We start from the raw sequence: 18,392 nt of genomic DNA on the forward strand, positions 1-18,392 counted from the left end.
CATTTAAATCATACAAGGCCCATTTCTTAATTGAAATGGGTTTTTTTATAAGTAATGATATTTCAATCCAAAATTGTTATGTTTATTCTGGATTGTAATCCAAAATTATTATGTTTATTCTGGATTGTAATCCAGAATTATTATATATTTGATTAATGTTTTTAAGCTATGATTGTTAGAAACCAGTTGGATTATGCTATAGCTCGCCTTTTTAAGGGAAAGGCTTTTATTATTTTTGGTCCAAGACAAACAGGAAAAACCACCTTTGTGGAACAATTATTAGCAAGGGTAAATAAAAAAACATTATATCTAAATGGTGATGATGCAGATGTTAGGGAAACATTAGCTAAACCCAATGCAAGCCAGTTGGTACAAATACTTGGTGATTATGAAGTATTGTTTTTAGATGAAGCTCAGCGGATCAATGAGGTAGGATTGTTAATCAAGATCATAGTAGATCGCTTTAAAGGTATTCAGGTAATTGCCACAGGCTCGTCTGATTTTGAGCTTTCAGGTAAAATCAACGAGCCTTTAACCGGACGGAAATATGAAATGATGCTTTTGCCGCTTTCCTATGCAGAATTAGTAAGTGCTACAGATTTTATTACTGAAGAACGATCAATAGCACAGCGTTTGATTTACGGAGCTTATCCCGAAGTGATTAATGATCCTCAAAATGCTGAAGAACATTTAAAATTATTGGCAGATAGTTATTTATATAAAGATTTGTTTGCACTTGAAGAGGTAAAAAAGCCCTTGCTCTTTGAGAAAATTGTGAAGGCATTGGCCTTGCAAATAGGAAGTGAAGTTAATTTTTCAGAATTAGCTCAATTAGTTAAAGCCGATCAGAAAACAGTTGATAAATATGTCAGTCTGCTTGAGAAATCTTTTGTGGTTTTCACCCTGCCGGCCTTTTCAGGTAATGTGCGTAATGAGATAAAAAAGAATAAGAAAATATATTTCTATGATACCGGAATCGTCAATGCGATTACCCGGAATTTTAATTCATTAAATAACAGGAATGATGTCGGTGCCTTGTTTGAAAATTATATGATCGCCGAGCGGATGAAGTTTTTACACCAAAACCAATTGGAAGCAGATTGCTTTTTCTGGCGAACCACCCAGCAACAGGAAATCGATTATGTCGAGAAATCGGATTCAAAATTTCTGGCCGTTGAGTTTAAATGGAACGAAAAAAGTAAAAATAAAATACCAACGACATTTACTCAGGCTTATCCTGAGGCGGAAGCATTGATCTTATCTAAAGCAGATAGAGGAGTTTTTTTGAAGATTTAATTCATTTAGCAATGCGATAGAAGAAGCCTGCTCCTTAAATAGAAGTGGGCTTCTTTACTTTTTTAATTATTTTAGGATGCTTACTCTCATGTATCCATTTTCTATTTTTAGCAGTTTTTTATTTTCATCAAAAACGTTTAGATTGAATTTAGCTTCTAGTAAATATCCCGATTCTTGTTTTTTTAAACTTATAATTTCAAATTTTGAATCCTTTTGATCAATTTGTGTAACAGATGGCTGTTTCCCTAAATCTGATTGACTATATGATTTATATATGCCTTGTTGATTAATTAGTGTAAATGCGATTCCAGAGGTCGAATTGCTTCTATTAAATTCAGTTGAATATTTATATGAACCAGGAGAAAAAATATCTGTTTTGTTTTTTGGGTAATTTAGATATCCGCCATTATTTTCATTTGCAAATTCTGTTTCATTTTTATTGTATATTTTGATAAATGAAAGGGCAATGTTGGTATAGGGTGCTTTAATGCTATATTCTCTTACAAATAATAAAGAATCCTTATCTCCAACTAATAAATAATTAAAATTTTCGCCTGAAGTAATTTTAAGATTGGATTGTGTTGTATAAGTCCAGTTTTTTTCAATACCCATAGAAATATAGTTTTTCCCATTAATAGAATATGATGCTGAATCTTTAAGTAAATCTAATGGGTTTTTTGATTCAATGACCGGATCACCTTTCTTGCAGGCAAAAAGGCACATCAATGCCATAGCAATTCCTGGTAAATTTTTAATTTTCATATTAATGTTTTTATTTGTGTGTCTCTAAATATAATAAAATCTGATAAATCAGAAATGAATAGTTTAAGTTAAGTCGTAAATGATTTGTTGTTTTAGTGTATCTGGCTGGTAATTAGTCTGATTAAATTAAAGTAATTGTGTTGCGCTTAAAAAGGAGTTAATATCTTTGTTGGAGAATTTCGAATCATGAAAAAATACATCCTTCTTATTTTAACATTTGTTTCATCTTTTGCTAACGCACAATCTCCGGCCAGGGATTACACCAATGCCGTGCTCTGGCAGCAAACATCTGGAGAATACAGGGCTTTATGTTTCCAGGCTTACAACTTTGCCAGATTATCATTAAAGGAAGCATTATGGGCGGATACCAGCAAAAAGCCAAACTGTATCATTGTGGATATTGATGAAACCGTATTAGATAATTCGCCATTTCAAGGGCATGAGATTAAGAAGGGGTTAAGCTACGATGCAGCAGATTGGACCCAATGGACAAGTTTGGCTCGTGCCGATACCGTTCCGGGGGCATTGGCCTTTCTGAAATTTGCTGCAGCTAAGAACATCGAAACCTTTTATTTAAGTAACCGCGATGAAAAGGATTATGCCGCAACCTTAAAAAACCTTCAGGCCTTTGATTTTCCATATGCCAATGATGCACACCTGCTGGTGGCTAAAGGAACATCCAATAAAGAGCCAAGGCGGCAGAAAATTGCTGAAACCCATAATATCTTAATGCTATGCGGTGATAACCTGAGTGATTTTAGTAATATTTTCTACCGGGAAAACAAAAATACATTTGAGCAGGTTAATGAAAATCAAAACCTTTTTGGTATAAAATATATTGTACTCCCAAACCCGATGTATGGCGATTGGGAAAAGCCTTTGTATCAGGGTGAAAAACCAAGTGATCAGGAGAAAGCAAAACAACGTTTAGGACGATTAAAAAGTTACTAAAATTATAATTTATTCAGCAATATGTATTACTTTTGCTGCATCATAGAAATAAACATTATGGAGAACAACGAATTAAAGCATAATACAGAGAGTATGAAAACGGCAAATCAGCCGGGAATTTATAAACTAATGATTTTTGGTGTACTTGTTGCCATATTAGGTACTTACTTACGTTTCGCTTTCGACTCCTGGGTTTTATCTTTGGTTTCATGGATTATCTTATTTATTGGTGCAATCATTGCCATTAAAGGTGTATTCAAAATATTAGACGCATAAAATATTTTCTCTCTAAATACAAGAGCCAATTATGTTAAATACATGATTGGCTTTTTTGTTGAAAAGGGTTGAATTAACCATTAATTTGAGAAACTGAAATGAGGTTTCAATAGCTTCCATCCACCTGTACATTTCAAATTATTAATTGCGTTTATGGAATTTTCGTCAAAAAATCATCAGGAAATAAACGCTTTTGTCAGTTGGGTTACCTTAATCTATTTTTTGTATAAAGGGAAACACGATGTAATAAACTAACCAAAAACGTCGAAACTTTAAATGGCCATTTGAAGCAAATATTTAAAAATGATTACTTTATTAGAACCAGAAAATCATGAAAAGGAATATAATTGCTATAGCCATTATTTTAACCATTTTCGGCTGCAACAACGCCAATAAAAACGATCAAAATGTTGAAGCTAAAGAATCCATAATGGCTGTTGATTCGGTAGCTACGGTTGCTGAACCTAAAATCATCAAAACTGCTGATATGCGGTTTCGCGTAAAGAACGTTCAAAACACAAAAGAGCAGTTAAGTCAAACCATTAAAGCCCAGGGTGGTACAGTTGCCGAATTTTCTATTGAAAGTATTATTCAGGAAACGCAAAAAGTTAAACAATCTGTTGATTCCCTTAAAGAAATTACTTCCTATCGCACGGAAGGGTATCTGGTTGCAAATGTTCCAGCTGAAAAATTAGATGATTTTACCAATACGGTTGCTAAAATGGCTGTATTTGTGGATAACCAATCTTTAAAACTGGACGACCAGAGTCTGGCCTATTTAGGCAACAGAATGAAGGCAGGCAACAGGATAGAAGCTGCAAATCAGATGAATAAGGTTGCGGGCAAGAAAAGTACATCTGTAGAAACTTCCCTTAATATTAAGGATGATTATGTGGATAAAAAATTACAAAACTTATCTATTGATAATCGTGTGAAGTACAGCACCATTACACTTCAATTTTATCAGGATAATACCATTAAAACAACCGTTGTGGCTAATGATGATATTTATGATTACAAACCAGCCTTTGGAAATCGGTTATGGATGGGGATCATCAATGGATGGACGATCTTTAAAGAGCTTATTATTGGTTTGGCTAACATTTGGGCATTAATCTTAACCGGAGTTGCGATATTCTTCCTGATCAGGTATTTCATCAGAAAAGATAAAATTAAAACACAGACATCTGGTAGTTTGACCGATACCCGAATCTAAAACTGCTGAAACTAATCGCCACTGTTAAATCAAAAGCAGTGGCGGTTTTCTGTTTTTAGTCACTTAAATTATCGTTAGCCAGAAAACATTATTTTTTAACCTTAACAGCCAGTCCTTTAACCTTGGTTTTATTGTCGCTCACAAAAGATTCCCAACCCGAGTAGGATTTTGATTTTCCTGATGAAGAAATTTTCTGAAAAGAATGGCAAACAGCTACTGCTAATCCGTCCGTAGCATCTAAGAATTCAGGTGTTTCCTTAAAATTAAGCAAGCGCTGCAACATGGCCGCTACCTGTTCTTTGGTTGCATTTCCGGAACCGGTAATGGATTGCTTGATTTTACGTGGAGAATATTCCGTAACCGAAATATTTCTGGAGAGTGCAGCTGCAATAGCAGTTCCCTGTGCGCGACCTAGTTTTAAAAGCACCTGTATATTTTTGCCGTAAAACGGAGCCTCTATGGCCATCACATCGGGTTTATATTGATCAATGAGTACAACCGTTTTTTCAAAAATACGTTGAAGTTTAAGAAAAGGATCGTCAAGATGCGTCATTTTGACTATGCCCATGCTGATCAATTCTATTTTGTTGCCCTTTTCTAAAATAATACCATAGCCCATCACCGCCGTTCCTGGGTCTATGCCCATGATTATCCGTTCCTTTTTTTCATTCAACATTACAGCAATATTAAGCATATTTGCAAACTAAAATGATAATCTTGACAGACAAGAGCAAAAAAACATTATCCATCCTGATTAAAGCAGCCATTGTGGTATTTGCCTTCTGGTTTATTTACCATAAACTGGTGGCCAATCAAAACCTGCGCAATTTTAAAATACTTTTAATAGATATCCCGCAAGTAGAAATTATCCTGGTCATTGGTTTGGTTTTACTGCTGATGCTGCTCAACTGGTTTCTGGAAGCGGCCAAATGGAAAAGGTTGATGAATCACATCGAAAACATTAGCTTCTACAGGGCGATAGAATCAGTATTTTGCGGATTAACATTGGCCATTTTTACACCAAACCGGTTAGGAGAATATGGCGGGCGTGTTTTTTTTCTTTCTCCAAAACGGCGGATTGTTGGTATCGTAGCCATGACCATTGGCAATATCGGGCAGCTGGTATTAACCAATGTATTTGGTGCCATTGCAGCCTGTTTTTTTGTTTATCAGTTTGTGCCGATTGATCACCTGGTGTTTACGGCACTAGTTGTTCTGGCTTCAGTCTTTTGCCTGTTTTTTATCGTTTTTTATTTCAATATCCAATGGTTAAACGGCATATTATTATCCTTTAAGTTTACCCGGAAATATAAGAAGTTTTACAGCATTTTAGGCCGGTACAGAAAAGCCGAACTTTTTAGGGTTATACTTTTTTGCCTGGCCCGCTATGTTGTTTTCAGTTCACAATATTTTATTCTTTTTGCCTGGCTTATTCCTGGCTTAAACTACCTGGATATCATCATGATGACCTGTTTATTGTTTTTTATTCAATCGGCATTACCTTCCCTGGATCTTTTTGATGTTGGAATCAGGAGCATCACGGCGGTAGAATTATTTAAGCATATTACTGATCAGCATGTGGCAGTGATTGCCTGCACGGCCAGTATTTGGCTGATAAATATTATTATTCCTGCTATATTAGGCACATATTTCGTTTTTAAACTCAATTTTTTTGGAATTTCTAAATCTCACTAACCTATTATCTGCTACATTGACCTTGGTTTATGGTTTTCTGGTCATCACATTTATCAGAGGCTGGCATAAACTTGTTAATTTTCATCCATCTAAAGGTATTCCTTCAACAAAGGTATCGATCATTGTGGCCGCCCGTGATGAGGAACAGAATATCACCAGAACGATTGATGATCTGGTGGCCCAGCATTACCCGAAGCATTTAACGGAAATTATTTTTATTGATGATCATTCCACTGATCGTACGGCAGAAATTGTGATGAGCTATGCCAGTCAGGGGGTAAAATTAATCAGATTAAATGAAGACCGGGCACTTAATTCATATAAGAAAAAAGCTATTCAGACTGCCATAGGCACTTGTTCGGGAGATTTCATCATTACCACTGATGCAGATTGCCGGATGGGGGAAAACTGGCTGACTACGATTGTAAATTATTATGAAACGCATCATTACAAAATGATCTCCTCGCCGGTGGCCTATTTTGAGGAAAAGAGCTTTTTCGAACGTTTGCAATCTTTAGAATTTCTTTATCTGATTGGTTTAGGTGCATCTACCATCGGCAATAAGCAGCCATCCACCTGCAACGGTGCGAATTTAGCTTACGAAAAAAAGACTTTTTATGAGGTGGGTGGTTTTCAGGGGATTGATGACCTGGCTTCAGGGGATGATGAATTACTGCTTCATAAAATTGCTGCAAAATATCCTGATCAGATTGGTTTTCTTAAAAACAGCGAGGCGATCGTATATACCCATGCCAAAGAAAATCTTCATTCGTTTCTGCAACAACGCAAAAGATGGGCTTCAAAAAGCACCCGGTATAAAAATAAAGCCATTATCATTTTAGGCGTTTTTGTATGGGTATTCAATCTTAGTATACTTGCCAATTTCATCACAGGTTTATTTATTGCTGATTTTTTATCCGTAACATTTTATCAGTTATTGGTTAAAATGATTTTGGAAAGCTTATTTTTATGGGATGTTACAGGCTTTGCAAAGAGACGGAGCATACTTCTGCTCACCCCGGTTTTAACTGTTGTGCATATTTTTTATATGGTTTATATCGGCATTGCCGGGAATAGCGGTAAATACAATTGGAAAGGAAGAATGGTTAGGTAATGGATAACAGTCCGTCGAAAAAAGTATGGTTAAAATTTAAACGGAATAAGTTTGCATTCGCAGGATTGATTTTTATTCTGGTATTAATGGCAATGGGGATTTCAGGTTACCTCATTACACCTGTTAATACGCCGGATGCGAACACCCAGGTGGTTCAGATTTGTAAAGTGCCGCCAGGAAGTAAATTCAGATTCCTGATTATCCAAAAATACCAAAATGTTGCGGAGGTCAATTTTTTCAAAAGAATGCTGTATGGACAAAAGCCACAATTTAAAAGCATTCCAATCACATCATATAAAATTATAGGTAAGCAGGTTTTGGTTCATGAATATATCGGGAAAGAAGAATCGAGTAAAGAATCGGTTTATCTGCTCAACGAACTTTGTCCCGATTGCTCGTCCATAAATAAAACTCAAACAACCGAACAGTATTTTGAACAGCATTATACCTATCAGCAAACTTTCTTGCTGGGTACAGATATTTATGGACGTGATTTATTGAGTCGTTTAATTCTGGGGATTCGTGTTTCTTTATCCGTAGGGTTAATGGCCGTATTAATCTCTCTTTTTATTGGTATAGGTTTGGGTGCAATAGCCGGTTATTTTGGGGGAAGGGTAGATGCAGCCATCAGCTGGTTTATGAATGTGGTTTGGTCTTTACCTTCTTTGTTATTGGTGATTGCCATTTCATTTGCACTGGGAAAAGGGTTTTGGCAAATATTTATTGCCGTGGGTTTATCCACTTGGGTGGATGTAGCCAGGCTGGTACGTGGCCAGGTGATGGCTTTAAAAGAAGTAGAATTTGTAGAGGCGGCACGGGCCCTTGGTTTCAGTACAGGCAGAACCATTATCAAACATATTTTACCCAATATCGCAGGGCCTATTTTGGTGGTAGCCTCCTCAAATTTCGCATCGGCTATTTTATTGGAAACCGGATTAAGTTTCCTGGGCTTTGGGGCACAGCCGCCCATGCCCAGCTGGGGAGGGATGATTAAGGAGCACTATGGCTATATTATCATGGATGCAGCTTATTTAGCCGTTTTGCCTGGGCTGGCCATCATGTTTACGGTTTATGCCTTTAATGTTTTAGCAATTGGCCTAAGAGATGCTTTCGATGTGAAAGGGCAGAATGTTACGGTGTAAGACTATGAATTTCATGATTAAATGATTGGTCATGATTTCTGGATTGCTGGCTATGATTTTTAGGCAATAATAGAGTAAGTTATATTTTTTTAATTATTGATTACTATCATTCAAGATTCAAACACCATTAGTTTAGATCAAAGGGCTTTCCAATCATAGTTTTGTGCCTGGTTTCATTACTCGTTTAAACTGCAAACTCCTGCTTCCGAAATTAATTAATAAGCCAACCTTAAAACCCGATGCTTCTAAGTAATTAATTGCTTGAGCCAAATGAGCATCATCCAGTAGAATTACAGCTTTTAATTCAACCATAATTTTATTTTCAATAAACAGATCAACCCGTCGTTTACCTAGAAAGTAGCCTTTGTAATAAATGCTCATTTCATGTTCTTGTACGAAATTTATACCTTGACTGTGTAATTCTATAGCGAAAGCTTTTTGATAAATCTTTTCCTGAAAGCCATATCTAAAGCTTTGTGTACTTCCATTGCACAGCCAATTATTTTTCCAGTTAATTCACTTTCAGGATATTGGGTATCAATCATCACTTATTAAATAATAGCTACTACAAATTAGATAAAATATTGCAAGTATTTATTTTTAGGAGTTATCTTTGTATAATAATTGAATCATACTAAGTATGATTTAATCATAGTCCTCATTGAATCATACTAATCATAGTATTGAATCATAATAATCATAGTAGATGTTGTTGAGTTGTTATCAGGAAGAATTTTTGGAAGCGGGTTGTGATGAAGCTGGAAGAGGTTGCCTGGCCGGGCCAGTTTTTGCTGCTGCCGTCATTTTACCTAAAGGCTTTGTGCTGGAAGGTTTAAACGATTCCAAACAATTATCGCATGAACAAAGAGATTTATTACGCCCGATTATAGAGAAAGAGGCACTGGCCTGGGCGGTTGCTTTTTGCGATCATGAAGAGATTGATCAGATTAATATTCTGAATGCATCTTTTTTAGCAATGCACCGTGCGATAGAAAAACTACATACGCCACCACAGTACCTGGTTATTGATGGTAACCGGTTTAAAGCTTACCCTCAAATTCCACACTGCTGCATTATTAAAGGTGATGGTAAATATTTAAATATTGCAGCTGCTTCGATATTGGCCAAAACACATCGTGATGAATTTATGACCAATTTACATCATGATTATCCGCATTATAACTGGCAGAAAAATAAAGGCTACCCGACCATTGCACATCGTAAAGCGGTAATGGAAATCGGACTTTCTCCGTTTCACCGTAAAACTTTTAATGTTCGTGATCCGCAATTAGATTTGTTTTCTAAAAACGTTTAAAATTTAGTATTTTCACAGCATTGTGAAGATTTTGTTAATAACTAAGCGGGTTCCTTTTCCGCCAAATAGTGGTTATCCAATTGTGGTTTATAATACCATGAAAGGTTTACTGCATCATGGTGCGGATATTACTTTGTTTAGTTTAAATCCTTCAAAAGGAAGGATTGATGTGGAAGACATTTATGATCCAGTTTTCGAACAGATAAAGCATCATAATGTTGATCTGGATACCGACGTGAATGTATGGTCTGCCTTTTTTAATATTTTCACCAATCAATCTTACAATGTTTCCCGGTTTTACAATGACGAGGCCGCCCGTCAACTGGAGAATATTCTTCGTGAGAATGTTTTCGATATCATTCAGTTTGAAGGACTTTTTGTTGTTCCCTATCTGGATATTGTTAAAGCAAACAGCAATGCTAAACTGATTTACAGGGCACACAATATTGAGTTTACTTTGTGGGAACGTCTTGCGCATTCCGAAACTTTTTTACTGCGCAGAAAATATCTTGCTTTCCTGGCGCAGCGGTTAAAGGCTTATGAAACGGATCAGATTAATCGCTTTCATCAGATTTTTGCCATCAGCGAGCCCGACAGGCAGAGTATCCTCCGGTTTGGTTGTGAGGTGCCCATGACGGTTTTTCCGGTAGCTATTGATTTGGACAGGTATAAGGTAGATAAAACTAAAACCAGTTTTCCAACATTATTTCATCTTGGTGCAATGGATTGGCGGCCTAATCAGGAAGGTCTCGAATGGTTTCTGGATGATATCTGGCCTGATATTGAAAAACTGAATAAGGATTTGCGTTTTTATATTGCAGGCAAAAATATGCAAAAGCATTTTTTCGAATATGACTCAGAAAACCTGATTGTGGAAGGAGAGGTATTTGATGCAGTAGATTTTATGAATTCTAAAGCGATCATGATTGTACCCTTAATTTCCGGAACGGGAATGCGCGTAAAAATTATTGAGGGCATGGCCATGAAAAAATGCATAATAGCCACTACTACCGCGGCTGAAGGTATTAACTGTAAGCATGGTTATGATATTCTGATTGCAGATTCTGCAGATGAATTTTACCGTTCAATTTTACAATGTATCATTAATCCTAAACGCTGGATGGAAATTGGAGAAAATGCGCGTAAAACCGTAGAAACCGATCATAGTGTTTATTCAATTTCATCCGGAATGCTTCAGATTTACCAGGAACTGGCGAACACTTAAAAGGTTTAAAGTAATCATTAAACTTTTAAACATCCTCGAAAAGCCCGTGCTGCGTAATAAGACTGTGCGCCATTATGGTAAATAAAAACGGTATTGTAGCGAAAATCTGCAAAAAGTGCTCCTCCAAGTACCCTGATGCATTCTGGTGTTTTAATCCAGCTTGATGTTTTCTCATCAAACTTGCCCAGCGTTTGTAAAAAACGGTATTGTTCTTCCGTTAAAAGTTCAATTCCCATTTCTGAAGCCAGATCAATCACATTATGATGAGGCTTGTTTTCTTTTCTCGCGTCAAGTGCATCACGGTCATAACATAAACTCCGGCGGCCTTTCGGACTTTCAGCTGAGCAATCCATAAAATGGTATTCACCTGAGGTACTATCCAGCAAAACTACATCCGGTTCGCCGCCAGTTTCTTCCATCTCATTTAATGACCATAGTTTCTGGGCGCTCATACTTAACCTGGTTTCTACATCCGTCCATTTCAGATCTGAATGCCGCTGCATATTCGCATTGAAACGATTTTTTAGTATAGGCATCAATGCTGCTGTTTGCTCAGGTGTTAATGTCTTTTCGGTACTCATAGGTTTTATTTTTCTTAGTCGTAATATTTGCTTCAACGAACTTTCGGTATGTTGAATTTACGAAAGAATATAGATGTTCAGCAACTTGATTTTTAAGTTTAGGTTTAAGTATGCTTTATTGCATGTTTGAATAAGCCTTCAGGTTTTGTTGCTTAGCGGTTGGTATATACCTAAATTCTGCCTTTAAAATGGCTATATATCTCCTGAAATAAGGTATTAAACATTGCTGTTTTCTTAGTACTTTTGCGGCAAATAAAGATTAAGCATGAACAATACGGCATTAACAGAAAAACACATCGCTTTAGGCGCTAAAATGGTTCCATTCGCAGGCTATAATATGCCTGTTACTTACGAAGGCATTAATGCAGAGCATGCAACAGTACGTAACGGGGTAGGGGTTTTTGATGTGAGCCACATGGGTGAATTTATCTTAAAAGGTGAAAATGCCTTAGATTTAATTCAGCGGGTAACCAGTAATGATGCATCAAAATTGTATGATGGCAAAGTTCAGTACTCTTGCTTACCAAACCTTGATGGCGGTATTGTTGATGATCTTTTGGTTTATCGGATTGATGAAAAAACCTATATGCTGGTGGTGAATGCATCAAACATTGAAAAAGACTGGAACTGGATTCAGCAGTTTAATACCAGCAATGTTGAAATGCATAATATATCAGATCAAACCTCTTTATTGGCTATTCAGGGCCCGAAAGCTGCTGATGCATTACAAACTTTAACGGATGTAGATTTGGCATCAATGGAGTATTACACCTTTGTTAAGGGAACCTTTGCGGGTATAGATAACGTGGTGATTTCTGCAACGGGTTATACCGGCGCAGGTGGTTTTGAAATTTACTTTGAGAACGAACACGCAGACAAAATCTGGGAAGCTATTTTTGAAGCGGGTAAAACCTATAATATTAAGCCGATTGGTTTAGGTGCACGTGATACCTTACGTTTAGAGATGGGTTTTTGCTTGTATGGAAATGATATTGACGATACCACTTCACCTATTGAGGCTGGTTTAGGCTGGATTACTAAATTCTCCAAATCTTTTACCAATTCTGAAGCCTTACTTGCTCAAAAAGAAGCCGGGATTCAAAAGAAACTGGTAGGTTTTGAAATGATCGACCGTGGTATTCCACGTCATGATTATGAAATAGCAGATGCTGAAGGAAATATTATTGGTAAGGTAACGTCAGGTACACAGGCACCATCATTACAGAAAGCAATTGGTATGGGATATGTAACTAAAGATTTTTCGAAAGAAGAAACTGAGATTTTTATAAACATCCGCAATACACCCATTAAAGCCAAAGTAGTTAAATTTCCTTTTTATAAATAAGATTTGAGACAGTAGATATGAGATTTAAGCGCAATAATGCTTTATCTCATATCACAAATCTCAATACTCACATCCAGCGTATGTCTAAAAAAATAGAAGTTTGTCTAACCCCCGCATTGATTGATTTATACGATATTAAGGAAAGTATTGTAGTGGTAATTGATATTTTAAGGGCTACATCTTCCATTACTTACGGAATTGCTAATGGTGCTGAAGCTATTATCCCTGTGGCTAATGTTGAGGATTGCCTGAAGTATAGTGACTGTGGTTTTTTATTGGCTGCGGAAAGAAACGGTGAAGTGGTAGCCGGTTATGATTTCGGAAATTCACCTTTTTCTTACACCAGTGAAAAAGTCGAAGGGAAGACTATCGTCCTTACCACCACCAACGGAACCAAAGCATTGCATCTGGCGCAAAAAAATGCACATCAGGTCGTGATCGGTTCATTCCTGAATCTGGATTCACTCTGCGATTATTTATCTGCTCAACATAAAAGTGTATTGCTATTATGTGCAGGCTGGAAAGATCAGTTCAATTTGGAAGATACCTTGTTTGCCGGTGCTGTGGTAAATAAACTGCGGAAACACTTTGAGCATTTCGATGATTCCAGCGTTGCAGCCGAGGATTTATATTCATTGGCTAAAGGTGATTTGAGGAAGTATCTTTATAAGTCGTCACATAGCCACCGTTTAGCTCAGCTTAATATTGAGGAAGATGTTGTATTTTGTTTGCAGCTTAATATCTGTTCTGCTATTCCGGTTTTAGCAGGTGAACGTCTGGTTGCTTTGAAGCATTAAAACAAGAAGTTAAAGCCGAATGCAATCGTATTTCTGCGGAAGTTTGCGCCATTAAATCGGGTCTCTTCAATGTTTTTACCAACTAGATAGGCGCGGTCAATGCCCTTTTTGGTATTTATATTATTTATTTGATAATCAACGAAGAACTGTAGATCCTTATTAACTGGAATTGATACACTGGCGTAACCTGTTAAAGCGAAAGAGTTGGCTTTTTGTGTAAAACTGACAGGCTTTTCAAAAGCGGGAATCAGGTTCCAGTTGGCTTTAGCAGAATAGGAATAGAAACCATTCAAAATACCTGCGCTGATATAGAATTTTTTCATCTTTAAAATGGTTTCGACCCCGAAATCAAACCCGTTATATTTGGTTTGATACGTGGAATTTAATCCAATAGCTTGTGTGTTACCAGCGTTTTCCAATAGGTTAAATTGATGCTGGTTATAGGTGAATGCAATAATTGGGAAAATACTCACCAAACCGAAATTTACGGCTCTGTATTTTAGTTGTACCTGCGTAGATAACAAGTATCCTTTGCCCGCATCAAAAAGATCGTAATAAAAAGCATTCTTACGGTTATCATCTGCATAATCCGTATCTTCTGCATCACCTTTAACAATGTCTGTGTATTGTGTAGCAGCCTTGATGTACAGCCTATCAGTAATTTGATATTGAACATCTAATCCAAAATCTGGTCCTCTTAAATTCTTCCAGATCAGTTCTGATAAGATGTTGGGGCTTGTGCCGGATAGGTTACCCGCTATAGACCAATTAAATTCAGCTCGACTTAAACCAATGTTTGGCTTGATTTCCCATTTATGGGTGATCTGCTGTGCTGATGTAACCCTACCAAAAAGCATAATGAGTAGAAAAAATAAAATGCTTTTGAAAGAAAAAACCTGCAAAGGATTAAACATATAATATTTTATTCTTAGCCGTTTATATACACATAGTGGAGCGCTCCACTATGTGCAAAATTTAGTTTAAAATGGATATACTGATTTAATAAATGTTTTGTCAGTATCAGATAAGACATTGTTCCAGCCTACTTCGAAATCTCCTACGGTTAAATCATTTGAAATAGCGTAATGCATAATCGATTTGGCATCATAAGCGCTATAGTTTGTTTCTGCTGTGCTGTATTTTGCAAACAAATTGTTATCAACCTGTGCCTGGGTCCAGAAGTTGGGTGAGCCAGCATAATAAGCGTAAACTGCTGGTTTATCCCATGGAATTGAAACCAGTGGCTGCTGGTGTTCATGGATCATACCTAAAGCATGGCCAAATTCATGAATAACTACACGGCTATATTCAGTATCTGCTGTGGTTGCCGTAAACCATCCAAAATTCATTGTAGCATTTCCACTGGCTATACTGTTGGCATCTTTACCTATGTAAGACCATGAACCGTCTCCGCTGACAAAGCTAACCCGGATGGCCGCCGTATTATCATTTGTTACGAAATTGAATTTGATGTTTGCATATTTTTCCCATTCTCTGGCAAATTGAATCACCTTGTTTCTAATGGCTAAGGTACTTCCATTTAGGCTGACTTTTAATGTGGTTCCGGGTGTCCATTTCTTTGTTTTTACAACGGCGCCTCTCGGGTTAGTTCCATCAGGAAATCTTTCCGTACAAATTTTAATATCAGCAAGTGGATTTGTGCCAAGTTTTTCTTGTTGATCAACAACTGAAGATTCTGTTGCTATATTCTTTTTACAGGCGTAAAATGTGGTACTCATCGCAAATGCGATCAATAGCAATCTCTTAAATTTTAATTTCATGTTTTCGGTTTTTAGGTTAGTATTTTAATCTGATGACAAACTTAGGATCAGATCAAAATATGGCGAAAACCGGAATTTTCCTTTTGTCAAAAAAGGAAATAGTTGAGTTGCACATAAGAAGTTTAGGTTAAGTTGTTCTGCATTTGCAGATGATCCTAATCTAAAGCTTTATTCGTTAATCGCCAAAAGATATGTAATATTTATATTGCATATATGTATTTACATTAACATATATGAGTATGGTTAAAATGTTATGATATGACGTTCAATTTAATTTCTGATTACTTGCTGATCAATTGAGAAATAGTTGGATTGTTTTTAATTGTAATTAAAGCTTCCTCATGCGCTAACCAGTAAATGTCTTCAGCACGTTTCATATCGAAGGTACTAATGGCACCCAGGCCTTTTGGTTCGATCAGAACATTACAGAACTTTGCTTTTCTTTCCATATCATGGTTAATAGACATAATTCCGGCTCTTCCCATTAAATTGGTAATTCCCGTAATTTTATCTACGGGTTTAAGGTGATTGCATGACGAACCGATAATAAAGTCGCAGTCTTCCATTAAAGGTTCAACAGGAAAATTATTTAAAATTCCGCCATCAACATACATCTGCCCATCAATCATAATGGGCTTAAAAATACCAGGAATACAACTTGATGCATGTATGGCCCTGATTAATGGTCCTTTGGTGAAATAGACCAAACGGCCTTCGCTAAAATTTACTGCTGCAATGGTTAGCGGAATCTTTAATTTTTCAATGGCATTTTCAGGAAAGTATTCCTTCAAAATCATAGCCGTATTTTCAATATTGATTAAACCTAATGAGCCAACAGCAGGTCTTACAAATCGCCACAATTTGGTTTTAAGAAAAATACTTAATCCTTCTTCAGGGTCAATTCCTGCAGCAAAGAATGCACCGGCAATGGCACCAGCACTGGTACCACTGATGTGGCTAAAAGTAATCCCTAAGTTGCTAAATGCCTTTAGAACACCTAAGTGAGCAATGCCCCTTATTCCTCCTCCTGATAAAACGATGCCTACTTTCATAAAATTAATTAATGGCTTAATGGATGGTTAGATAACTGAATTGATTAATTGTTGCAAGATGAACATCACCTTTATTGGTCAGCTATTACTATTTCATTTCTGCTTCGGTTTATATTTCGACTGATTAAGGATTTTCTGTGCATCATGGTCAGCCATCAATTGTTGTAGTGTCACTTGAGGATTTTCATCCATATATTTTCTCACGATCTGCCAACCTGTCCACACGCCTAATTTAGGTGCCGAATCTCTGTTTTCTCCTAAACCTGGCGTAAAAGGGCCTTCAGATAGAAATACCTGAATTTTCTGATAGTCTGTTTCATAGAGGTAATTTTTTTCCAAAAAATATGCCCAGATATCGCCTTCAAATTGTTGAGCCCACTGCAGCTGTTCGGTGCTGTACCCGATTTTAACTGAATCAGTAATGTTTTCCGGTAAAACCTGATCAAGAAAGTATAATATCTTTCCCTGGAAAATCATTTTGGAGAGTAATGTCCGGTTTTCATCAGGTTCAGGAAAGAGCTCTTCGTGTGCATAGGTTTCTGCCACACGGGGAACAATATATTCGGGTGTAAAACGTCTAGACAGGTACAACGGAACACTCTGAACAATTGCTTTATAAAATTTGCTGTCCTTGCCTAAAAACATATCCAAACCAATGCCCAGATACTGATCACCCACTGGCATCTGATAGGCAAAACCAGATACGAATGAAATGAATTTCGGAATTTTAGCCTTAGGATAATAGTATTTAATGTATTTGAAAGTTTGGGTCAGGCCTGCCTCCTGTGGTTTGAGGTTGGGGAAAACACTGTCCACATCCTTTGTTAAGTCTGTATAAGCCTGATCTTTAAATAATGTGCTTAATACTTCATCATTACTATACTCAGGTGAGCCAATCATCCGGTGGATATAATCCTCATAAAACAAACCATAGCTTTTTGTCAGCATTTGATTCACTTCACTGGCATTTCTGTTTTTAGCAGCATAAAGTATATGATCGAACCGATCAATTTTAATATCCAGGTTTATGTTGCTCACATCAGGCCTGTTTGCCTGTTTGCATGAAATAAATGCAATGGCAAAAAGAAAAATTAGATAGATTTGTCTGTGTTTTACGTTATCAATCATGTTCAACAAATATAAACACATCCAGCATGAAAAAAATATCAACAATTTTAATTTTCTCATTCCTCAGTTTCAGTGCTTTTGCTCAACTTCCAAAGTTAAATAATTACGGATTCCGGTTAGGCTTAACAGCATCGCCAACCTTTGGCTGGGTAAAACCTGAACAAGGTAAAACCGATGGCGTGGCTTTAGGCTTCTCTTACGGGTTAATAGGGGATTTCAATTTTGCGCCCAATTATAGCTTTTCAACAGCATTAACCATTACGACTATGAATGGAAAAAGCACAGAGGTTGATCCGGCATATATTAAAAGCCTGGATGTAGGAGCCAATAAGAGTATCCCCGTAGCTTACGATTTAAAGTATAAAGTTCAGTACCTGGAATTGCCATTAACGATAAAACTTAAGACTGAAAAGGATAATGGGAGACGTTTTTATGGTCAGTTTGGTTTGTCGAATGCTATTTTATTAAGTGCTAAACAAGATGCGGTAAGCAGTACGGTTAAGCTAAATGATGTAAGAATTGGTGATCGTACTAAGTTTTACCGGGCCGGGCTAATCATTGGTGGTGGCGGCGAATTTGATATTTCAGGAAATACCAGCATAGTGGCAGGCTTAACGTTAAATAACGGGTTTACCAGTATTACCACCGAAAAAAACAGGGATGTTAGAAGTCACTATTTAGCGTTAAATTTCGGCGTATTCTTTTAAAAATTATCA

Annotated in this window: 20 protein-coding genes; 12 read left to right on the forward strand and 8 right to left on the reverse strand. The window is 36.8% G+C overall.

Features of this window, described 5'->3' with window-relative positions:
• The first annotated feature begins 168 nt into the window (after positions 1-168).
• Positions 169-1,296 (forward strand): ATP-binding protein, encoded by a 1,128-nt coding sequence (locus OQX64_RS19295; RefSeq protein WP_265819994.1) that lies wholly within the window; start codon positions 169-171, stop codon positions 1,294-1,296.
• A gap of 66 nt (positions 1,297-1,362) precedes the next feature.
• Here OQX64_RS19295 and OQX64_RS19300 read toward each other — a convergent pair whose 3' ends face one another.
• Positions 1,363-2,058, reverse strand: a complete 696-nt coding sequence (locus OQX64_RS19300) for a hypothetical protein (protein ID WP_265819995.1) — start codon at positions 2,056-2,058, stop codon at positions 1,363-1,365.
• A gap of 186 nt (positions 2,059-2,244) precedes the next feature.
• Here OQX64_RS19300 and OQX64_RS19305 point away from each other — a divergent pair, with 186 nt between their 5' ends.
• From OQX64_RS19305 to OQX64_RS19315, 3 genes are all read left to right on the forward strand, one after another.
• A complete protein-coding gene (locus OQX64_RS19305; protein WP_265819996.1) occupies positions 2,245-3,009 on the forward strand; it encodes a 5'-nucleotidase, lipoprotein e(P4) family in 765 nt (254 codons plus the stop codon).
• A gap of 57 nt (positions 3,010-3,066) precedes the next feature.
• Positions 3,067-3,285 (forward strand): hypothetical protein, encoded by a 219-nt coding sequence (locus tag OQX64_RS19310; protein WP_029287390.1) that lies wholly within the window; start codon positions 3,067-3,069, stop codon positions 3,283-3,285.
• Between the two features lie 331 nt (positions 3,286-3,616).
• Complete coding sequence (locus tag OQX64_RS19315) at positions 3,617-4,501, forward strand: DUF4349 domain-containing protein (protein WP_265819997.1); 885 nt, start codon at positions 3,617-3,619, stop codon at positions 4,499-4,501.
• 88 nt (positions 4,502-4,589) lie between these two features.
• On the opposite strand, the gene ruvC is transcribed toward OQX64_RS19315, so the two are convergent.
• A complete protein-coding gene (gene ruvC / locus OQX64_RS19320; protein WP_265819998.1) occupies positions 4,590-5,177 on the reverse strand; it encodes a crossover junction endodeoxyribonuclease RuvC in 588 nt (195 codons plus the stop codon).
• A gap of 41 nt (positions 5,178-5,218) precedes the next feature.
• Between ruvC and OQX64_RS19325 the strand changes: the two genes are divergently transcribed.
• From OQX64_RS19325 to OQX64_RS19335, 3 genes are read left to right on the forward strand one after another with little or no spacing between them, the layout of a single operon-like run.
• Complete coding sequence (locus OQX64_RS19325) at positions 5,219-6,196, forward strand: lysylphosphatidylglycerol synthase domain-containing protein (protein ID WP_265819999.1); 978 nt, start codon at positions 5,219-5,221, stop codon at positions 6,194-6,196.
• Positions 6,174-7,310: a glycosyltransferase family 2 protein gene (locus OQX64_RS19330; protein WP_265820000.1), complete on the forward strand. Its 1,137-nt coding sequence runs from the start codon at positions 6,174-6,176 to the stop codon at positions 7,308-7,310. Before OQX64_RS19325 ends, OQX64_RS19330 begins: the two co-directional genes overlap by 23 nt.
• On the forward strand, positions 7,310-8,452 hold the full coding sequence (locus tag OQX64_RS19335; protein WP_265820001.1) for an ABC transporter permease: 1,143 nt from the start codon (positions 7,310-7,312) through the stop codon (positions 8,450-8,452). The genes OQX64_RS19330 and OQX64_RS19335 overlap by 1 nt, the downstream gene beginning before the upstream one ends.
• Positions 8,453-8,605: 153 nt before the next feature.
• Here the strand turns inward: OQX64_RS19335 and OQX64_RS19340 are convergent, their stop codons facing one another.
• A complete protein-coding gene (locus OQX64_RS19340) occupies positions 8,606-8,968 on the reverse strand; it encodes a GxxExxY protein (RefSeq protein WP_322974983.1) in 363 nt (120 codons plus the stop codon).
• Positions 8,969-9,158: 190 nt separating this feature from the next.
• Between OQX64_RS19340 and OQX64_RS19345 the strand changes: the two genes are divergently transcribed.
• A complete protein-coding gene (locus tag OQX64_RS19345) occupies positions 9,159-9,767 on the forward strand; it encodes a ribonuclease HII (protein WP_265820002.1) in 609 nt (202 codons plus the stop codon).
• 82 nt (positions 9,768-9,849) lie between these two features.
• Complete coding sequence (locus OQX64_RS19350) at positions 9,850-10,992, forward strand: glycosyltransferase family 4 protein (protein WP_265820123.1); 1,143 nt, start codon at positions 9,850-9,852, stop codon at positions 10,990-10,992.
• Positions 10,993-11,009: 17 nt separating this feature from the next.
• Here OQX64_RS19350 and OQX64_RS19355 read toward each other — a convergent pair whose 3' ends face one another.
• Positions 11,010-11,573 (reverse strand): DUF4256 domain-containing protein, encoded by a 564-nt coding sequence (locus tag OQX64_RS19355; protein ID WP_265820003.1) that lies wholly within the window; start codon positions 11,571-11,573, stop codon positions 11,010-11,012.
• Positions 11,574-11,838: 265 nt separating this feature from the next.
• Between OQX64_RS19355 and gcvT the strand changes: the two genes are divergently transcribed.
• Both gcvT and OQX64_RS19365 read left to right on the forward strand, forming a co-directional pair.
• Positions 11,839-12,918, forward strand: coding sequence for a glycine cleavage system aminomethyltransferase GcvT (gene gcvT, locus OQX64_RS19360; RefSeq protein ID WP_265820004.1), 1,080 nt, complete (start codon positions 11,839-11,841; stop codon positions 12,916-12,918).
• Between the two features lie 80 nt (positions 12,919-12,998).
• The gene (locus OQX64_RS19365; protein WP_265820005.1) at positions 12,999-13,715 is read left to right on the forward strand and encodes a 2-phosphosulfolactate phosphatase; all 717 of its coding nucleotides are present in this window, start codon (positions 12,999-13,001) and stop codon (positions 13,713-13,715) included.
• On the opposite strand, the gene OQX64_RS19370 is transcribed toward OQX64_RS19365, so the two are convergent.
• From OQX64_RS19370 to gldB, 4 genes are all read right to left on the reverse strand, one after another.
• Complete coding sequence (locus OQX64_RS19370) at positions 13,712-14,629, reverse strand: hypothetical protein (RefSeq protein WP_265820006.1); 918 nt, start codon at positions 14,627-14,629, stop codon at positions 13,712-13,714. The two genes, OQX64_RS19365 and OQX64_RS19370, sit on opposite strands and share 4 nt — an antisense overlap.
• Positions 14,630-14,695: 66 nt before the next feature.
• On the reverse strand, positions 14,696-15,496 hold the full coding sequence (locus OQX64_RS19375) for a M12 family metallopeptidase (protein ID WP_265820007.1): 801 nt from the start codon (positions 15,494-15,496) through the stop codon (positions 14,696-14,698).
• 281 nt (positions 15,497-15,777) lie between these two features.
• Positions 15,778-16,548, reverse strand: coding sequence for a patatin-like phospholipase family protein (locus OQX64_RS19380; protein ID WP_088299462.1), 771 nt, complete (start codon positions 16,546-16,548; stop codon positions 15,778-15,780).
• Positions 16,549-16,641: 93 nt separating this feature from the next.
• Positions 16,642-17,676: a gliding motility lipoprotein GldB gene (gene gldB / locus OQX64_RS19385; protein ID WP_265820008.1), complete on the reverse strand. Its 1,035-nt coding sequence runs from the start codon at positions 17,674-17,676 to the stop codon at positions 16,642-16,644.
• Positions 17,677-17,702: 26 nt separating this feature from the next.
• Here gldB and OQX64_RS19390 point away from each other — a divergent pair, with 26 nt between their 5' ends.
• Positions 17,703-18,383, forward strand: coding sequence for a porin family protein (locus OQX64_RS19390; protein ID WP_265820009.1), 681 nt, complete (start codon positions 17,703-17,705; stop codon positions 18,381-18,383).
• Positions 18,384-18,392: the final 9 nt, after the last annotated feature.

Origin of the sequence: Pedobacter sp. GR22-10, assembly GCF_026239715.1 — a bacterium.
Taxonomy (GTDB): Bacteria; Bacteroidota; Bacteroidia; order Sphingobacteriales; family Sphingobacteriaceae; genus Pedobacter.

Excerpts from the sequence above, each read along its gene's own strand:
- OQX64_RS19295 (WP_265819994.1), top strand. The coding sequence starts at position 169 with ATGATTGTTAGAAACCAGTTGGATTATGCTATAGCTCGCCTTTTTAAG.
- OQX64_RS19300 (WP_265819995.1), bottom strand. The coding sequence starts at position 2,058 with ATGAAAATTAAAAATTTACCAGGAATTGCTATGGCATTGATGTGCCTT.
- OQX64_RS19305 (WP_265819996.1), top strand. The coding sequence starts at position 2,245 with ATGAAAAAATACATCCTTCTTATTTTAACATTTGTTTCATCTTTTGCT.
- OQX64_RS19310 (WP_029287390.1), top strand. The coding sequence starts at position 3,067 with ATGGAGAACAACGAATTAAAGCATAATACAGAGAGTATGAAAACGGCA.
- OQX64_RS19315 (WP_265819997.1), top strand. The coding sequence starts at position 3,617 with ATGAAAAGGAATATAATTGCTATAGCCATTATTTTAACCATTTTCGGC.
- ruvC (WP_265819998.1), bottom strand. The coding sequence starts at position 5,177 with ATGTTGAATGAAAAAAAGGAACGGATAATCATGGGCATAGACCCAGGA.
- OQX64_RS19335 (WP_265820001.1), top strand. The coding sequence starts at position 7,310 with ATGGATAACAGTCCGTCGAAAAAAGTATGGTTAAAATTTAAACGGAAT.
- OQX64_RS19345 (WP_265820002.1), top strand. The coding sequence starts at position 9,159 with ATGTTGTTGAGTTGTTATCAGGAAGAATTTTTGGAAGCGGGTTGTGAT.
- OQX64_RS19355 (WP_265820003.1), bottom strand. The coding sequence starts at position 11,573 with ATGAGTACCGAAAAGACATTAACACCTGAGCAAACAGCAGCATTGATG.
- gcvT (WP_265820004.1), top strand. The coding sequence starts at position 11,839 with ATGAACAATACGGCATTAACAGAAAAACACATCGCTTTAGGCGCTAAA.
- OQX64_RS19365 (WP_265820005.1), top strand. The coding sequence starts at position 12,999 with ATGTCTAAAAAAATAGAAGTTTGTCTAACCCCCGCATTGATTGATTTA.
- OQX64_RS19370 (WP_265820006.1), bottom strand. The coding sequence starts at position 14,629 with ATGTTTAATCCTTTGCAGGTTTTTTCTTTCAAAAGCATTTTATTTTTT.
- OQX64_RS19375 (WP_265820007.1), bottom strand. The coding sequence starts at position 15,496 with ATGAAATTAAAATTTAAGAGATTGCTATTGATCGCATTTGCGATGAGT.
- OQX64_RS19380 (WP_088299462.1), bottom strand. The coding sequence starts at position 16,548 with ATGAAAGTAGGCATCGTTTTATCAGGAGGAGGAATAAGGGGCATTGCT.
- gldB (WP_265820008.1), bottom strand. The coding sequence starts at position 17,676 with ATGATTGATAACGTAAAACACAGACAAATCTATCTAATTTTTCTTTTT.
- OQX64_RS19390 (WP_265820009.1), top strand. The coding sequence starts at position 17,703 with ATGAAAAAAATATCAACAATTTTAATTTTCTCATTCCTCAGTTTCAGT.